The sequence below is a fragment of the Myxococcus guangdongensis genome, assembly GCF_024198255.1.
Lineage (GTDB): Bacteria > Myxococcota > Myxococcia > Myxococcales > Myxococcaceae > Myxococcus > Myxococcus guangdongensis.
In genome coordinates this window covers 38,810-55,050 of sequence record NZ_JAJVKW010000011.1, presented here as the reverse complement: position 1 = coordinate 55,050, position 16,241 = coordinate 38,810, and the positions used below count along the sequence as shown (strand labels likewise).

The following is a 16,241-nucleotide window of genomic DNA, read 5'->3' as shown; positions in this document are numbered from 1 at the left end:
CGTCAGTCCGTCACCGCCATCCGGTAGCTGAAGCCCAGGCTCACCGTGGCCGTGGAGATCCAATTGCTGGTGAACCCGTCTCCGAACTCATCGTCATTGTCATCGGACACGCCGCGCGCGCCGCCACCCAGGTAGCGCAGGTTGAGGAAGGCCTCCACCTGTGGCGTCACCCGAATCCCCCCGCGCACCGACGCATCCAGCAGCGCGCCCGTGGTGTCCGAGTTGTCATCCCCGTTGATGATGGCCGTGGGCGCATAGCTCCCATCGGCCTCCAATCCCAGCCACCACCGCTCGCTCAGCGCCCACTTCCCACGCACCTTGAGCAGCGGCACCGGCCCCACGTCTCGAGTCGCCCGTCGCAGCGTCCCATCCGCCGACGTGAAGACGAAGTTCGCGTTGCGAAGCTGCAACGAGACACCCACGGCCAGCTCGTCCTCGGAGACCCCGAGCAGGTCGAACAGGTAGCTGGCCCGATAGAACGGGAAGCTGTAGCGGACGTTCAGCGGGGTCCCCTCGGGGAAGGTGAGCGCGTCGATGCGCACGTCGCGGCGCAGCACCACGTCCGTGTCGAACAGCAGCGGCTGCACCAGGAACCCCACCGTGTGCCGCTTGCCGAGCGTCAGCTCCGCCGACACCCGCACGAAGGTGTAGAGGTTGTCCTGGCCTCCGTCCTCCGTGTAGCGGAACAGCGTCCCATCCCTGCCCTGACGCAGGCTGTGCGAGAGCACATCGAGGAACCCCAACTCACTCACGAACCGCAAGGACGTGCGTGGCTCCGCACGAGCGGGGTTGCTCCCGAGACACAGCAACACGACCAGGACGCCGACAGGACGGAGCATGGACCTTCCTTCTCGAGGAGTCACGGAACGGCGAGCAGCGGGCGTGCGGACGCGGGTGTCTCCAGCGGGAGGTAGAGCCGGAAGCACGTGCCGTTTCCGGGCTGCGAGTCCAGGGTGAGGTGGCCCTGGTGTGACTCGATGATGCGCTTCACCACCGCGAGCCCCAGCCCCGTGCCCTTCGCCTTCGTGGTGAAGAAGGGCTCGAAGATGCGCGCGCGCACCTCGGCGGTGATGCCCGGGCCGGTGTCGCTGAACTCCACCATCACCTCGGGCGCGCCGGCCGCCCTGCGCACCGCGGCCCGCAGGCGTCCTCCCTGGGGCATGGCCTGCATGGCGTTGATGGCCAGGTTGAGGAAGGCCTGTCGCATCATCCGCTCGTCCACCGTCACCGGAGGCACGTCCTCCTCCAGGTCCAGCTCCACACGCACGGCGCCCGGAGACTCCGCGAGCGCCCCGCGCACCGCGTCCTCCACCAGCGGCGCCAGCGGCACCGGGTGCGGATGTGGCGCGGGAGGCCGCGCGAAGGTGAGCAGGTCCGCGACGATGCGATTGAGCCGGTCCGCCTCCTCCGCGACGATGTCCACCAGCGGCTCGGCGGGGCTGTCCGGCCCGAGGATCCGCCGGATGGAGGCCACCGAGTTGAAGATGGCGCCCAGCGGGTTTCGCACCTCGTGGGCCACCACCGCGGACAGCTCACCCAGGGCCGCCAGGCGCTCACGGCGCACCAGCTGCTCCTGCGTCCGCGCCAGCTCCACGTAGCTGTCCTTCAAGTCCTCCACCAGCCGGGCACCCTCGAGTGCCAGCGCGAGCTGGTTGGCGATGGCGCTCGCCCGCTCCACCTCCGCGGGCGTGAAGCGCCGGGCGCGCCGGGTCTCCGACGCGACCATCACTCCCACGGGCCGCTCGCGCACCACCAGCGGCAGTATCAGGAAGGCCTGCGCGGAGGCGCTCTCGCGCAGGTCCTGGTCCACCCGGACATCGGTGATGGCCTCCTCCACCATGAGCAGCTCGCGCGTCAGATAGGCCAGCCCCGTCGCGGAGCTGTCCGGCGCGCGCGCGGGCAGACACCGCCCGAGCAGCTCCGGGTGGCTGCCGCTCACCGCGCGCACCTCCAGCCACTCACCCGAGGGGTCCGGCATCAGCACGTACGCATCCGGCGTGTCGATGATGCGCGCCAGGCTGGTGACGCCCGTGGCGAGCAGCTTGTCGAGCTCCAGCGTGGTGGCCAGCGCGCGCGCCACCTCGTGCAGCAGCGCCATGTCCTCCGCGCGCCCGCGCAGCTCCTGCAACAGGCGATGCGTCTCGATGGCCGCGGCGAAGTGCGTGCCCATGGCCTGGAGCGTCTCCAGCTCCAGCGGCGTGAGCGTCCGAGGCTCCCGGAACAAGACACTCAGCGTGCCCACGCCGCGCGAGCGCACGCGCAGGGCGATGATGACCACCGTGTGGAAGCCACGCTGCTGCAGGTCCTCGCGCAGGCCGTCCGGGCACTCGCGCGTCTCCAGCACCCGGGGCGCGCCCTCCTGCTGCGCCTGCGTGCACAGCCCGCCCGCGAGCCACAGCCGCGCGAAGCGCTCCGTGTCCGCCTCCTCCAGGTCCATCCCGCGCGCGTACGTCACCTCCATCCCGTGGTCCTGCGGCAGCAGGATGGTCACCGCGTCACAGGCGACCAGCCCGACGATCTCCTCCGTGCCCGGACCGAAGAACGCGCGAGGGTGGGGCGCCGACGCCGCCTCCGAGGCCAGCCGGTTGAGCGCCGCCAGCGCGTTGTTCTGCGCGGACAGCCGGGAGATGGTGAGCGCCGCGTCGAGCGCCGCGGACACCTGCGCGCCGAACAGCCGCACCGGCGCGAGCTCCTCCTCGCGCAGCCAGTCCCCCGCCAGGGCCAGCATCGCCCGGGGACGACCCTCCACGTCGATGCGCACCGCGACGGTGTGGGACGGACCCGCCCGCGACAGGACACCGCGAGCCTCCTCCGCCAGCGCGCCCTCCAGGAAGTGGCCGACCTCCCCCGACAAGTCCTCGGAGTACGCCGAGCCCTCCTTCCACGCCCGGGCCAGCATGGCCGGCCAGCGGCCCACCACGTCCCGTACCCACCGGCCGCTCAGCTTCCGCGCGTCCGGCGGCACCAGCGAGACGGGGACATACGTCTGTCCCAGCCGGATTCCCTCGCCCTCGGGGGACAGCCACGCGAAGGCGAACCCCAGCTCCTCCAGCCCGGCGAACATTCGCCGCAGCACCTCGCCCTCGGTGCGCAGCGAGGGCAGCCCCGCGCCCAGCTCCGCCAGCCGTTGCAGCACGCCCCGGCGCTGACTGCGGGACGTGACGTCGCGCACCAGCGCCACCCAGTCCGGGCCGCTCGGGATGAGGGTCATCTCCACCTGTCGCTCTCCGGTGGCCGTGCGCAGCGCGGCCTCATAGGTGCTGGGGACCGACTCACCGCGGAGTCGACGGGACTGGCGTTCGGTGACCTCCATCACGCTCGACTCCGTCAGGAGGAGCGTCGCCGGGCGGCCCACCAGCGTCTCTCGCGGGTGGCCCACCAACATGCCCAGCGCGTCATTCACATACACGAAGCAGCGCTCGCGGATGACGCAAACGCCCACGGACATCTCGTCGAAGGAGCCATAGGGGGCCCCGCCCCGGAGGGATGGATTCACGGCACCCACGACTCTTCCACCACGTGCAAGCGTCGAGAAGTGCACCCGTCCGCGCTTCGATGACCAGACCACAGACGCGGCCAACGACTCGCGGTTTCCCCTTACATCCAAATCCTGTCAGGGCCTCTCCAAGCGCCTGGAGGGTCCTCGAGTGGATGCAAGGGAATGCGGGCGGGCCCATCCCGCTGCCACGCCCGCAAGTCATTGATGCGCGGGCCCGCCAGTGCTCCTGGCGAGCAGGCCCTGGAGGGACTCAGGCCGACGCGCCCGGTATCGCCTCGGCGGCGCGGTGGTGGACCTTCTCGTACAGGCCGATGAGCTCCGCCTGCCCCAGGATGTGCCCCTCCATGGCCTTGAGCAGGTCCCGGCGGGTGGGCCGCCCCAGGTTCGGCAGCACCAGGTCCAGCGCGTACAGCTTGAAGTAGTAGCGGTGCCGGCCGACCGGGGGCATGGGGCCGCCGTAGGACTGGTGGCCGAAGTCGTTCAGCCCCACCCGAATCCCCGGGGGCATCGTGTCCAGCTGGGCGCCCTCGGGCAGCTCCCGGGCGCCGGGTGGGATGTTGTAGAGCACCTGGTGGCAGAAGATGCGCTGGGGCCGCTGCGGGTCCGGCGCGTCCGGGTCCTCGACGATGAGCGCCAGGCTCTTGGTCCCGGCGGGCGGGTTCTCCCAGCGCAGGGGTGGGGCGATGTCCTCGCCCTCGCCGGTGAAGGCGATGGGGATGAGGTCCCCGTCATTGAAGCGGGGGGAGGTCAGCACGAGGGGCTTGGGCATGGAGTCCTCCGAAGTGGGATAGGGGCAAGCTGGCGACGCGCCCACCCCGGCGCGGATGAGCGGCACCCCAGCCGCTGGAACGTCGGGCACCAGGGAGACCTGGCGGCCGGGCCCTCGGTGTGCCCCGGGGAGTCCTGCCTGCCCGCGCTGGAGGTGATAGCTGCGCTTGCGGCTCCCTCAACCCCCGCTGGGGGTGGCCCCTCCAGTGAGCTTGTACCGGTTGCGCCTGTCGCGCATTCGGTGTTAAGCGGCGCCCGCGTGTGAAGGGGTTGGATCGGGTGGCATGGAAATCCGAGGGTTTCCCAGGGTTTGGGGAGGCGTCCGAATGGCGGCGAAGGAACCCCGGGAGCAGTCGGATGGCAGCGAGCTGGGGACCACGGCTCGCCAGATGAGGGCGGCGCAGCCCTACATCAACGCGGTGTGGAAGCTGGTGGGCGGGGCGGTGGTGGGGGTGTTGGGAGGCTACTGGCTGGACCGGAAGCTGGGGTCGGGGCCGTGGTTGCTGGTGGGGTTGAGCTTCCTGGGTATCTGCGTGGGCTTCTACGGATTCCTCCGGGAGATGGCTCGACTGGGGAAGCGCAAGTGACGGGGCAGGACGGCGAGGAGAAGGACCCGTTCAAGTCGCACGCGGGGCTGGCGGCCGGGGTGATGGTGGTGGGCGTGGCGGTGGGCGGGCTGCTCCCGACGGTGGTGGAGGACCGGGTGTCGGCGTTGTGGGGCGTGGGGCTGGCGTCGGTGACGGGCGTGGTGGCGCTGCTGCTCAAGCGGCGGGCGATGAAGCAGGACCTCAAGGCGGCGTTGAAGGTGGTGGGGGTGGTGTTCGGCCTGAGGATGGTGGCGGTGGTGACGGGGCTCTTGGGGATGGTGTCGCGAGGAATGCAGCCGGTGCCGTTCATCGCCGGCTTCTTCGGGGTCTACTTCGCGCTGCAATGGATTGAAGTCAGCTACGTGATGGCCGCGTCCAAAAGCGCGGCGGGCGGAGACGAGTGATGCGCAAGGCAATGGTGCTGTTCGCCAGTCTGTTCGTGGCCACCGCGTGGGCCGCCGGGTCGGAAGGCCACGGCGAGGGGCACGAGCCGAGTGTGCCGGAGTACATCCTCCACCACGTCTCGGACACGAACGACTTCGAGCTCGAGGTCCCGCTCGGCAAGCCCATCCACCTGGGCGCGATTCCGCCCCTGCGCATCGGCAGTTGCGAGCCGGTGATGACGGACCACGGGCTGGTGGCCCCCTCCGGTTGGGACGGGCTGGCCAAGGGCTGCCTGGACCTCTCCATCACCAAGCACACGGTGATGATGTGGCTGGCGGCGCTGCTGCTCTTGGGCTCCATGCTGGTGTGGAGCAACCGCGACAAGACCAAGCTGGTGCCGCGCGGCGCGGGCGCCAACCTCATCGAGATGCTGGTCCTCTTCGTCCGGGACGAGATGGCCATCAAGAACATCGGCAAGGAGGACGGCCCGCGCTACGTGCCGTATCTGCTGACCGCGTTCTTCTTCATCCTCTTCATGAACCTCTTGGGCCTGGTGCCCTGGATGGCGACGGCGACGGGCAACCTGGCCGTGACGGCGGGCCTGGCCATCTGCACGTTCATCGTGACTCAGGCGGCGGGCATCCGTGCGGCGGGCCTGGGCGGCTACCTGAAGCACCTGACGGGCGGCGTGCACTGGCTCTTGTGGCCCATCATGATTCCGGTGGAAATCCTGGGCCTGTTCACCAAGCCCTTCGCCCTCACGATGCGTCTGTTCGCCAACATGCTGGCGGGCCACATCGTCCTCTTCTTCCTCATCGGCCTCATCTTCATCCTGGGCCACCCCGCGGTCGCGGTGGTGAGCGTGCCGTTCGCGTTCGCCATCTACCTGCTGGAGCTGTTCGTGGCCTTCGTGCAGGCGTACGTGTTCACGCTGCTGTCGGCGCTGTTCATCGGCATGGCGGTGGCGACGGGCCACCACCACGACGAGCACGGCCACGCGGATGACCACGGCCACGGGCACTCGGAGCTGGGCCCCAGCCACGACCACGGCAAGGCGCACGCCTGAGACAAGTCAGCGGGGCGCTGGTAGTCGGGCGCTCCGGTCGGAGACCTGGCGATTCGAAAGGTCGCCAGAGGTAGTCCTGAAGGGCATCACGACCCCCCCACAAGCGGGTCCTTCGCTACGAAAAGAGAAGCACGCCATGACCAACCTCGCTCTTGCCTTCCTCGCCGCCGGCCTCGGTGCCGGTCTCTCCATCATCGGCGCCGCCCTCGGCATCGGTAAGCTCGCCGCCGCCGCCATGGACGCGACGGGCCGTCAGCCCGCCGCCGGTGGCGACATCCGCACCACGATGATCATCGCCGCGGCCCTCATCGAAGGCGCCACGCTGTTCGCGCTGGTCGTTTGCGTGCTTCTGGCCACCAAGGCCTAAGGCTGTTCGCAGGAAGCCTGGAACGCGCCGGCGCTCGCGACTTCGCGGGAGCCGGTGCTTCCCGGTGGTAGAACCCTCGAGACTTTCGCCGTCTGACTGACTCCCTCACGCCGGACACGCCGCCATGTTCCTGCCCTCCGTCCTCGCCGCCAGCAACCTCGTGAGCGTCCAGCCGGGCCTCATCTTCTGGACCCTCATCACCTTCGTCATCGTCTTCTTCGTCCTGAAGTCGAAGGCGTGGGGACCCATCCTGCAGTTGGTCGAGGAGCGTGAGAAGCAGATCTCCGCCGCCGTGGAGAGCGCCAAGCGTGAGCGCGCCGAGGCGGAGAAGCTGCTGGCCGACCAGAAGACGGCCATCGCGGAGGCCCGCCGTCAGGCCGCCGACGAGACGCGCCGCAACCAGCAGGAGATGGAGAAGTTCCGCGAGGAGCTGATGGCCAAGAGCCGCAAGGAGGCGGAGGAGCTGAAGCTGTCCGCGCGTCGGGAGATCGACGAGCAGAAGACCAAGGCCATCGCCGAGGTGCGCTCCATGGCCGTGGACCTGGCGATGGAAGTGGCCGGCAAGCTCATCAACGAGCGCATGGACGACAGCAAGCACCGCGCGCTGGCCGAGCAGTTCGTGCAGGGCCTCCCCCTGAGCGGCACCGGCAACGCCGGCGTTCGCCGGTCGGCCTAGTTCGGGGAAGCGCGCCCGTGGGCGCGCTTGTTCCAGGGAATCACCATGGCGCTATCCATCGGCATCGTCGGGCTGCCCAACGTGGGCAAGTCCACCCTGTTCAACGCGTTGTCGGCCGCGGGCGCGCAGGCGGCCAACTACCCGTTCTGCACCATCGAGCCCAACGTGGGTGTGGTGCCGGTGCCGGATGAGCGCCTGGACAAGCTGTCCGAGCTCATCAAGCCGCTGAAGAAGATCCCCACGTCGCTGGAGTTCGTGGACATCGCGGGCCTGGTGCGCGGCGCCTCCAAGGGCGAGGGCCTGGGCAACCAGTTCCTGGGCAACATCCGGCAGGTGGACGCGGTGCTGCATGTGCTGCGCTGCTTCGAGGACGACAACGTCACCCACGTCGAGGGCGGGGTGAATCCGGTGAGGGACCGGGACGTGGTCGACACGGAGCTGTGCCTGAAGGACCTGGAGACGGTGGACAAGCGCCGCGAGCGCACCCAGAAGAACACGAAGATGGGTGGCAAGGCGGGCGACGAGGCCAAGGCGGAGATGGCGCTCCTGGACCGCGTGAAGGCGGGGCTGGACAACGGCGTCACGGTTCGCGCGCAGAAGCTGACGGAGGAGGAGAAGGCGGTCATCCATGACTTGTTCCTCCTGACGGACAAGCCGGTGCTGTACGTGGCGAACATCGGGGAAGGGGAGATTGGGAAGGAGGACGCCAACAAGCACGTCGCGGCGGTGAAGGAGATGGCCGCGAAGGAGGGCTTCGAGGTGGTGGTGTTGGCGGCGGCGCTGGAGTCGGAGATTCAGCAGCTGCCCGAGACCGAGCGTCCGGGCTTCCTGGAGAGCGCGGGGCTGTCGGAGCCGGGTCTGCACAAGGTGGTGCGGGCGGGCTACAAGCTCTTGGGCCTGTGGACGTACTTCACGGTGGGCGAGCAGGAGTGCCGCGCCTGGACGATTCACCAGGGCTACAAGGCGCCGCAGGCGGCGGGCGTCATCCACTCGGACTTCGAGCGCGGCTTCATCAAGGCCGAGGTGATGCGCTGGGAGGACCTGGTGAAGCTGGGCAGTGAGTCCGCGGTGAAGGAGAAGGGGCTCCTGCGGATGGAAGGCAAGGAGTACCTGGTGCAGGACGGCGACTGCATGCACTTCCGCTTCAACGTGTGACGGTGGCGGCCCTGTGGGGCCGCGAGCCTTGGTGTACCGCGCGGGCGCGTTCTGGAGGGCCTTGAGGCCGTCTGGGAGCGCCCGCGAGGCGTTTGTGGGGTCAGAGGGTGATGCGGGGGCCGCGCACGGCGGTGAAGACCCAGAGGCCCAGGCCGACGAGAGCGATGAGGGTGGTGAAGATGGCGGCGCGCCGGGCCTGGGGGGCGGTCTCCGTCTGGCGAGAGGCGTAGAGCCACATGCCGCCCACGCGGAGGATGAAGAAGAGGGTGATGAGGATGCCGCCGACCACGAGCCAGCCCGTGGGCCGGGACAGGAGCACGCCCCAGGAGGCGAGGAAGGCGATGTTGCCCAGCAGGGCGGCGACGGCGAAGCGCGGGTAGGTGCGTCGAGGGTCCACGGGAGCAGTGTCCCTGGTGGAGGCCTTCCGGCCAACCCGAGAGTGGGCGGGTTGGCCGGAAGGTGACAGCCGTGCTGGGAATAGCGATCTTGGTTTGCTCGTAGCTTGAACGAAGATGACCCACACAATCAGAGCGTCATGTGGCACCCTATCGTAGCTTGTGCCAAGTCATTTGCGACGGCCGATTTATGCACGGGAGTTCCTGACTCTCTCGGAGGAGTCAGGGGCTCCGTTGCCGATTCAGCGAGTGCTTGTTCACTTTAAGAGTCTACCGAAACTGTCGCAGCTCTCCTTTTGTGGCTTCTGAGCTGAACTCAGTTTTGTCGAATACAACATAAAACCGCCTCCGCACTCAAATTGCCAGAATGAGTGTCCTTGAATACGGCATGGCTTCCCGTGCTTTGCGCTACTACAAGCCCGCTCAACCGTCCGACGCAGAGGAGAATCAGGCGCCAAGCGGTCCTCCGACCGGACCTCATGTAGCCATACGCTCCTCACTAGGTCCAGGTCGCCCTCGACGATGGCCCCGAGTCGGTACTCATTCGAGGCGAAGACGTGTGCAGACGACCATAAATCCTTCTGCTCCGATTGATTCAGCCACCCCGCAGCCCTCACGCTCTCCACGGAATGTCCAGGCACAGGCAGACAAAGCCCCAGGATTGAGAGTCCAGTACAAAGTGATGTCATTGGTATTGTCCTAGCCAGTAGTAGTTCATCCTGCCGTGGGGGGCTCCGCTCATAATAAAACCCCACAGACCACCACCTGCGTCGGCGTCGGGGAGGAATTCTTCGACGACGAATGGGAGAGGCATTCCTCTTGAGGTCAAGGAGAGCGGATTGTTTATGGCGTCAAATAGTGCTGCGTGAGTGAACTCGTGGGCCATGGTACCGGCAGGTTTTATCCTGCCTTGTTGACAGAGAGATTCGTTTACGCGGATGGTGCCCCCCCGTGGTAGCGTCCTGTTTGCCCATGAGGATTCTCCTGCGCTGAATCGTCCGTATGTATTGGGCCCTAGATCCTGTCGCCCCCATACTTCGTAGATGTCGGGTGAGGCATCTAGCCACTGGTACAGTTGGCGCCCGAGCGGATTTTGCAGCATTATGGCTGCAATCCTTCTTGCGTCCTCATCCATCAGTATAACCTGCAATCCATCAGGGTCGGCAAAGCTTACTGGATTGTTGACTGCATATGAGTATGTGGGTGCACTTAGTTCTCTCCTTGACATCAGCAAGGCGAACTCTGGCCAAGCGAGCATTGGTTCTGCGTGTAGATACCGGCCCGTGCTTGGATCGTAGTAGCGGTTCCAGTTCTCGAAGAGATCGGTCTCTGTGTCGTGGTACTGCCCAGGAAATCGCAGTGGGATCCAGAATGGCAGCGCTCCTGACTGGAATCGCTGATACTCGTAGCTCTCCAGCGTGACACCATTGGCCGAGCCGCACTTGATGTTGCAGGGGGCTTGGTTCAGGTCACATGTCCCGCAGATGGATGGATGTTCATCTGAGACGAACCGTACGCCAAGCTGTGGTGCGGACGGCTGCACCCAATGGCTCCAGACCCGTCCGCTCGCAGGCTGGGAAATGGCAGGGCCCTGAGGCAATCCAGTACCAACGTCTACGAGGGTGACCGTGTCCGCACTGTCCTTTATGTCGGTTTCCCCGAAGAGGGCGCGAAACCGCGTGCTGACCAGAGAACTCGTAGTTGCTTGTGAGAACGTTGCAAGCGTGGAGTTTGTACTCGGAAGGTACGGATGTGATGTCTCGGCGGGTTGGGTGACACGGTTGACGTACCCGAAAGGGTCGTAGTCCGCTGCGCCAGAGATCTTGCCAGAGGCGTCCAGCATCACCAGTGTTTTGCCCATCATGTCGGTGACGGGGAAGTAGACTCCGCAAGTCGCTGCCTCTCCATTGCGCGCGCAGTCGACGGAGGAGCCTGTCTCCCGGTTCATCTGCGGGGACAGTCTTCCTCGAACGACCATGACAGGCCGTTGTCCGAGCCAGACATAGGTGTCGTCTACGTAGTGGTCGTAGCCTCCGCTGGGAGGAATCGCGCTGGGATTTCCACGGTCGATGAGGAGCCGGGTCGAGATGTCGTGGAAGAACTCATCTTCCGCCGTGGTCGGATACCGCTTGAGACGGCGCCGGTTCAGTGCGTCGTAGAAGTACTCATAAGTACTTCCGTTGACCTGAACGGAGCGGAAGACCGTCTCGTTGCCGCCATTGGCGGAAGGTCCCGAGCTGAACTCCACCTGATGGGTGGGTGTCCCGCTCGATGGCCCCCAGCGCTTCACCGTCACGCGGCCGTCCGCATCGTGGGTGTAGCCAAGATTCAAGGCCGAAGAGGTGCCCGTACTGGTCCGGGTGTTCAGCCTGTCCACGAATGCCCCCGTCCCGTGCGTCAGCGAGAGCGTCTGTCCGTCCACCTCCTCTGTCAGGCGGTTCCCGCGTCCGTCATAGGTGTAGCCGCGTGAGCTGAACGCCCCACCTGTCGCCGCGAAGTTCCCGGTTGGTCGCGTCGCGCTGGTGAGCCGCAGGAGCCCATCGTAGGTGAACTGCTCCGTCACGGGCGTCGTAGCTCCCAGGAGGCACGTATCCGTCCGCACGATCTGGTCGGCCTTCCACGTGTAGAATCTCTTGTAGAGGTTTCCCGACCCTTGGTTTAGCGCCAAGGGACCTGTGGAGACAAAGAGACTCCGAACCCGACCACTGAAGTCGAAGGTGCCTGGCCATCCTCCCGCGGTAACCGCGCAAGATGCTGGAGCTGTCTCCGTGCTGGAACTGTAGGAGTAGTCGACAGACACTGGCTGCACTGAAGACGGCGCGTTGATTTGATATCCACGCACATCTCCATAGGGCTCCCATTCGATGTTCGAGATGGACGCCAGCAGCGTCCAGGCTGAGCCGGACCATCGTTCCAATCGAATGCCACTCACGCGATCCGACGCAATGGAAGAGCCCTCGTGTAGCCGGTATTGGTAGATGGCCCTGTGCCCATAGGGGTACTCGATGGAGGTCAGGTCGCCAGCCGTCGAGTAGCCATAGGTCGTGTGAAGCGTGTTGCCCGGATTGTCGACCGGACAGGCGAACGTATTCGAGGAACTCCTGCGGGCGCGAATTTCGCGCGTCACACGTCCGTGGGCATCGTACGAGTACCAGGTCTGCCCGAAGGAGTCGTTCCGGAAGCGCAACCGTCCCTGGGTGTTCTGGGGCTGAGGGCAGCTTGCGTCGGGTGCTTCGTTTGCGTCATAGCCCAGGGTGTAGAGCACCTCGGTCGTGGCATTCGTTCCGGTGACGGTACGAGCGGAGGAAAGCAGTCTCCCCATGGAGTCATAGGCATAGGAGAGGTGTTCCATGCCGAGGGCCATCTGCGGAGTCTGCTTGGCGCGAAGCTGCCCCATGGCGTCGTAGCTGAAACGTGTCTTGCCGCTACCACCCTGCCAGGGCAGGGCCACCTCAATGATGTTACCGAAGTCGTCGTACTGATAAAGAGACTCCGGTTGCGTGCAGGCTGAGCAGTCATCCACAGCTCCACTGGCTGCAGGGCATCCTGTGCGCACGGAACGTACATTGCCTTGGTTGTCGTAGGCGAAGCAAGCACGCACGCCAGCGGTGCGAGAGCCGATGTTGGGATATTGTTCGGTCCCAGTCAGTCGGTTGGCTCGATCATAGCTGAACGCCATGCAAAGCGGCGAGACGGGCCGACCATCCATACCCAGTTTGCCGCACAGGACAGGTGGCGCCGCATAGGGAGCCCCGGCACCGACAAGACGTTGAGCGCCGTCAAAGAGCTGAGGCTTCACATAGTAGCTCTGCTGGGAATCAATGGAACCACCGATGCGCGTATAGCTCGGCATCCCATCGAGGTTTGCCTGCGAGTAGTGTGCTCGCCTTTCGAGGCTCTGTCCTCCGTACCTGACAGCATAGGTCGTATCTCTGGGAAGCCCGTCTCCTCCCTTGTTGTAACGGATGGATTCGTATGGGATTCCCCCGAGGAACGGGATCTTGCTTCGGCTGCGCAAGCCGTCATACCAGTTCCCTGTGCAGACGTTGGTCACACCCGAGTTCTCGCGATAGCAAAAGAGCTCGTAGTCTCCCCGAGGAGACTGGACGAGCGTCAGTTCACCGTTGTCATAGGTGTAATTCCACGTGGCTCCTTGGGTCGTGATAGAAGTAACCCGCTCCTGCTCATAGGTGTAGCTGGTCTGGACTCCATTGGGGTCCACCACGAGCTGGGGTTGCCCCCAGAGATTGTAGTTGTCGTAGGTGGTCTCAAGACCTGCGTGCCCTGTACAGAGGGTGCTGCCAGTCGTCGACGCAAAGCGTACGACCTTCTGCAATCGCTGTGCGTTGTAGCCAGAAGCGCTGGCCGACCAGTAATGGTACTGGGTGACAGGAACCTGACTGTTCAAGCTCGTGGAGCAAGATGTTGCGGTGGGTCCATCAACCCAGCAGGGGCCCTGAATCTCGAGAACGCGGCCCAGAGGATCGTCCACCGTCGAACCGGTGCACGTGTGCCTGGTCAGATAGAAGGTACCCATGTGCTTGAGCACCGGAGATGCATCCCAGGTCGAGCCCTGCAGACCCTGGCTGTAGCCACTTCGAATCACCGACTTCAGTCGATTCGTGGCGGGGTCATGCGTGTACCGGGCGACGACCTCCCCCGAGAGGAAGAGCACCGAGTCTTGACGCTCCTCGGTGCGCATCCGTTCGCCAACAATACTTCCCGTACCTGCCAGGGCGTCGGTGTATCCGAAGCTGACCGTCTCCAGGGCACTTCCTCCGTCGCGGTCTTCGGCACCGATGTGGATGCGCTTGAGCTCGGCATACCCGCCGACTCCGCCATCTCCAGGGCCCTCCCACTCGCGGACAGTCCAGTTGTCCTCGAAGTCCTTCTCCGCGCGAACCACCGCGGGACCTGTCCCGAACTGGTGCCAGGTGAACTCCTGGGTCTGGGTGCAGGAGGATGATGCTTCGAGACAAGACCTGGCAACGGTTCGAACGCGCCAGGAGTCAGCGAAGGTCGTCTTCTCCATGTTGAAGGAGTGAGGGTATTCTCCGAGCGGACTGAAGAGGTTCCCCGCCCCCGAGTAGCCATGGAGGTAGGCGGACTCGGATTTCCGCTTCACACAAGCAGCAGAGGAAAAGATGTCACAAGATGCGGTGGACCCCATCGGAGCCAAGAAGGTGACATTCCCACTCCCGCGTTTCCCCCTGCGCACCGAAGAGCTTTGGTTCACTCTGCGATCCTGGGTCACATGGGTTGTGATGAGGGTCCCGTCGATACGGCGGGTCCATTGGCCGTTCCCAGTCAGGAAGTTCGGATAGGTATAGCTATCCGTTCCCTTTCCCTCCTGGTGGATGGGCGCACTCTCGATGAGCCCTGCGACCTCAACCCCTGCGCCATTCTTGATGTAGTTGTATGAGACAGCAGGCATTGCAGGTGATGCACTGGTGGATGAATCAACGAGAACCTGAGCGAGGACGCACTGTGCAGGTTGGCCGGAGGAGCCACTCAGGACCGATTTGTATGCGAAGCGCAGCCGGGTGCCTTCGGTGCTTTCAATGGAGGCCAGATAGGGCACGCCGTTGTCGGGGCCAGCGCTGAGTCCCGGGCACATGAGCCCTGCAGGCGCAGCGTAGCTCAGGGTCGCGAGAACTCGAGCCTGCCCGGACGGAGCCAGTTGCTTTTCATCCTCGATACGCGTCAGGAAATAGCGCGTGTCGGTGGCGCTTCCGTTCGATTGCCAGATGCTCGCGTAGATGAACCGGCCGATGCCGGGTTTATGCAGGACGAAGTAGCCACTGCTGGAGCCTGTGCTCACCCAAAGAAGTCGCCCATCGGTTTCGCCGGACATCGGTGCTGGATGGGAGAGGCACGTGGAGGGGGAGCGCTGGCAGCCGATGAACTCCAGCAACTTGCCGCTGCCCTCCCGAACCTGCCAGACCTCACTGGTTGAGGACGGGAGCGTGGGATGGGGATAGATGAAGCTGTAGAAGTTGTGCCACCAGTGGAGAGACTTGGGATAGGCAGGAGAGTTACCGAAAGGGGTAGGGATGGAGTCGTTGGAGTCGTTGAGCAGGCTTCGGCCCTGTGCCCATTTCCTCTCGGTGGTGACGTAGCTGCGCTTGAACTCCAGCGCTTTCAGTGCGCCAGGAATCACCACATCCGTTGATTCATGTCTCGTCGAACGAGAGCCCAGGGCGACAGGATTTCCAATGTGCGTGGCTCCGCCCAAGGGGGAGTCAGGCGCGCACATTTCGTCCTCGCCATCGTTCTCGTCCGAGCAGTCGAGTTCGGGTGCGTACTCGCAATGGGTTTCGGGGGCGATGTAGTCGCCAGAGCCTTTTTGGATCCTGGCAACATTGCCTTTGCACCAGCCCGCCTCGCAGACGTTCTGCGGATTTTCGCAGTAGCTGTTGATGGCGCCGCATTGCGCCCACGGTTCGTCGCACGACTCTGTTCCGTCGATGATGTCGGGATTCCCAGGGCCAGCATTGCAAAGCAAACCTGTTGCGCAGCAGGGGTAGTGGCCGATGTCTTCGAGGTTTCCCGTGGGGGGGTAGAGGCAGTTTCCGCCGCTGCAAGACGGTTGGTGCAGACCGTCGCAGTACATCTGTGCATCTTGGCCTGTTTCGTCCTGTCCGCAGGCGCACACCCAGATGAAGGATCTCTGGTCGACTTCGTTTTGGTCGGCCGGACGGCAGACCCTGAACTGTCCTGCTGCGGAAGCCCAAGAAGGCATCAGGAGCAACAGCAGGAGTGTCGCCATCCATGGATAGGGATGAGTCGCGGAGCAGCCGTCCTGAATGAAGAGGCTGGGTTGTGTTTTCATGGAGGTCTCGTCAGAGGTCGTCGGCTTCATTGACGACCTGCGTCAGGTGAGAGGTTGCTCGGAAGACACGCTGTTGCGGTCGGGTCAGATGGATGGAGATGCCCACACCGCCAGCCTTGTGGACACGGGCTGCCCTGGTCGCAGCGTTGACTGCAGATGTAGCCGCTCTCGCGAGAAGCGCCGAGATGAATGCAGACACCAGAAATGCATTCGGCGGGACCGGCTGAGGAGCAGGAGTCGCCGAGGGCCTTGAGCGTCGCTTTGTCGGCCGGCTTGAATCGATGCTCACTGAGTACGGTTGCTGTCGACGCGGTGGGTTTGGGTGGGATTGGGGTGAGCTCCTCCGTGTCCTCGGCGCAGTTGGTGAGTAGGATTGTCAGTGAAGCCAGTGCAGCTTTGAGCGATTGGTGTCGATTGGTCATTGGGTGGGATGGGCTCCTTTGGGTCGGGGAATTGGCTGACAGCTACTCCAGAGCGGGCCGACGATGTTGCTCTCTTGGGCTGACAAGTGA

The 16,241-nt window shown here is 64.9% G+C and carries 11 protein-coding genes; 6 read left to right on the top strand and 5 right to left on the bottom strand.

What is annotated here, in order from left to right; all coding sequences use genetic code 11:
• Positions 1–2 precede the first annotated feature (2 nt).
• The 3 genes from LXT21_RS29780 to LXT21_RS29770 all read right to left on the bottom strand — a co-directional run bounded on the left by LXT21_RS29780 (position 3) and on the right by LXT21_RS29770 (position 4,268).
• Positions 3–839 carry a hypothetical protein gene (locus LXT21_RS29780; protein WP_254041593.1) on the bottom strand — a complete coding sequence of 279 codons (837 nt, stop codon included), beginning with the start codon at positions 837–839 and terminating at the stop codon, positions 3–5.
• Positions 840–859: 20 nt separating this feature from the next.
• Positions 860–3,496: an ATP-binding protein gene (locus tag LXT21_RS29775; protein ID WP_323395130.1), complete on the bottom strand. Its 2,637-nt coding sequence runs from the start codon at positions 3,494–3,496 to the stop codon at positions 860–862.
• 253 nt (positions 3,497–3,749) lie between these two features.
• A complete protein-coding gene (locus tag LXT21_RS29770) occupies positions 3,750–4,268 on the bottom strand; it encodes a YbhB/YbcL family Raf kinase inhibitor-like protein (protein WP_254041592.1) in 519 nt (172 codons plus the stop codon).
• 325 nt (positions 4,269–4,593) lie between these two features.
• Here LXT21_RS29770 and LXT21_RS29765 point away from each other — a divergent pair, with 325 nt between their 5' ends.
• The 6 genes from LXT21_RS29765 to ychF all read left to right on the top strand — a co-directional run bounded on the left by LXT21_RS29765 (position 4,594) and on the right by ychF (position 8,502).
• Positions 4,594–4,854 carry an AtpZ/AtpI family protein gene (locus LXT21_RS29765; protein WP_223749732.1) on the top strand — a complete coding sequence of 87 codons (261 nt, stop codon included), beginning with the start codon at positions 4,594–4,596 and terminating at the stop codon, positions 4,852–4,854.
• On the top strand, positions 4,851–5,258 hold the full coding sequence (locus tag LXT21_RS29760) for a hypothetical protein (protein WP_254041591.1): 408 nt from the start codon (positions 4,851–4,853) through the stop codon (positions 5,256–5,258). Before LXT21_RS29765 ends, LXT21_RS29760 begins: the two co-directional genes overlap by 4 nt.
• The gene (gene atpB / locus LXT21_RS29755) at positions 5,258–6,304 is read left to right on the top strand and encodes a F0F1 ATP synthase subunit A (RefSeq protein ID WP_254041590.1); all 1,047 of its coding nucleotides are present in this window, start codon (positions 5,258–5,260) and stop codon (positions 6,302–6,304) included. The genes LXT21_RS29760 and atpB overlap by 1 nt, the downstream gene beginning before the upstream one ends.
• A gap of 136 nt (positions 6,305–6,440) precedes the next feature.
• Positions 6,441–6,671, top strand: coding sequence for an ATP synthase F0 subunit C (locus LXT21_RS29750; protein ID WP_141324688.1), 231 nt, complete (start codon positions 6,441–6,443; stop codon positions 6,669–6,671).
• A 124-nt stretch (positions 6,672–6,795) separates the two neighbouring features.
• Positions 6,796–7,347 (top strand): F0F1 ATP synthase subunit B, encoded by a 552-nt coding sequence (gene atpF / locus LXT21_RS29745; RefSeq protein WP_254041589.1) that lies wholly within the window; start codon positions 6,796–6,798, stop codon positions 7,345–7,347.
• A 45-nt stretch (positions 7,348–7,392) separates the two neighbouring features.
• Complete coding sequence (gene ychF / locus LXT21_RS29740; RefSeq protein WP_254041588.1) at positions 7,393–8,502, top strand: redox-regulated ATPase YchF; 1,110 nt, start codon at positions 7,393–7,395, stop codon at positions 8,500–8,502.
• Positions 8,503–8,602: 100 nt separating this feature from the next.
• On the opposite strand, the gene LXT21_RS29735 is transcribed toward ychF, so the two are convergent.
• Positions 8,603–8,899: a hypothetical protein gene (locus LXT21_RS29735; protein ID WP_254041587.1), complete on the bottom strand. Its 297-nt coding sequence runs from the start codon at positions 8,897–8,899 to the stop codon at positions 8,603–8,605.
• 683 nt (positions 8,900–9,582) lie between these two features.
• On the bottom strand, positions 9,583–15,729 hold the full coding sequence (locus LXT21_RS29730; protein ID WP_254041586.1) for an RHS repeat-associated core domain-containing protein: 6,147 nt from the start codon (positions 15,727–15,729) through the stop codon (positions 9,583–9,585).
• Between the last annotated feature and the right edge of the window lie 512 nt (positions 15,730–16,241).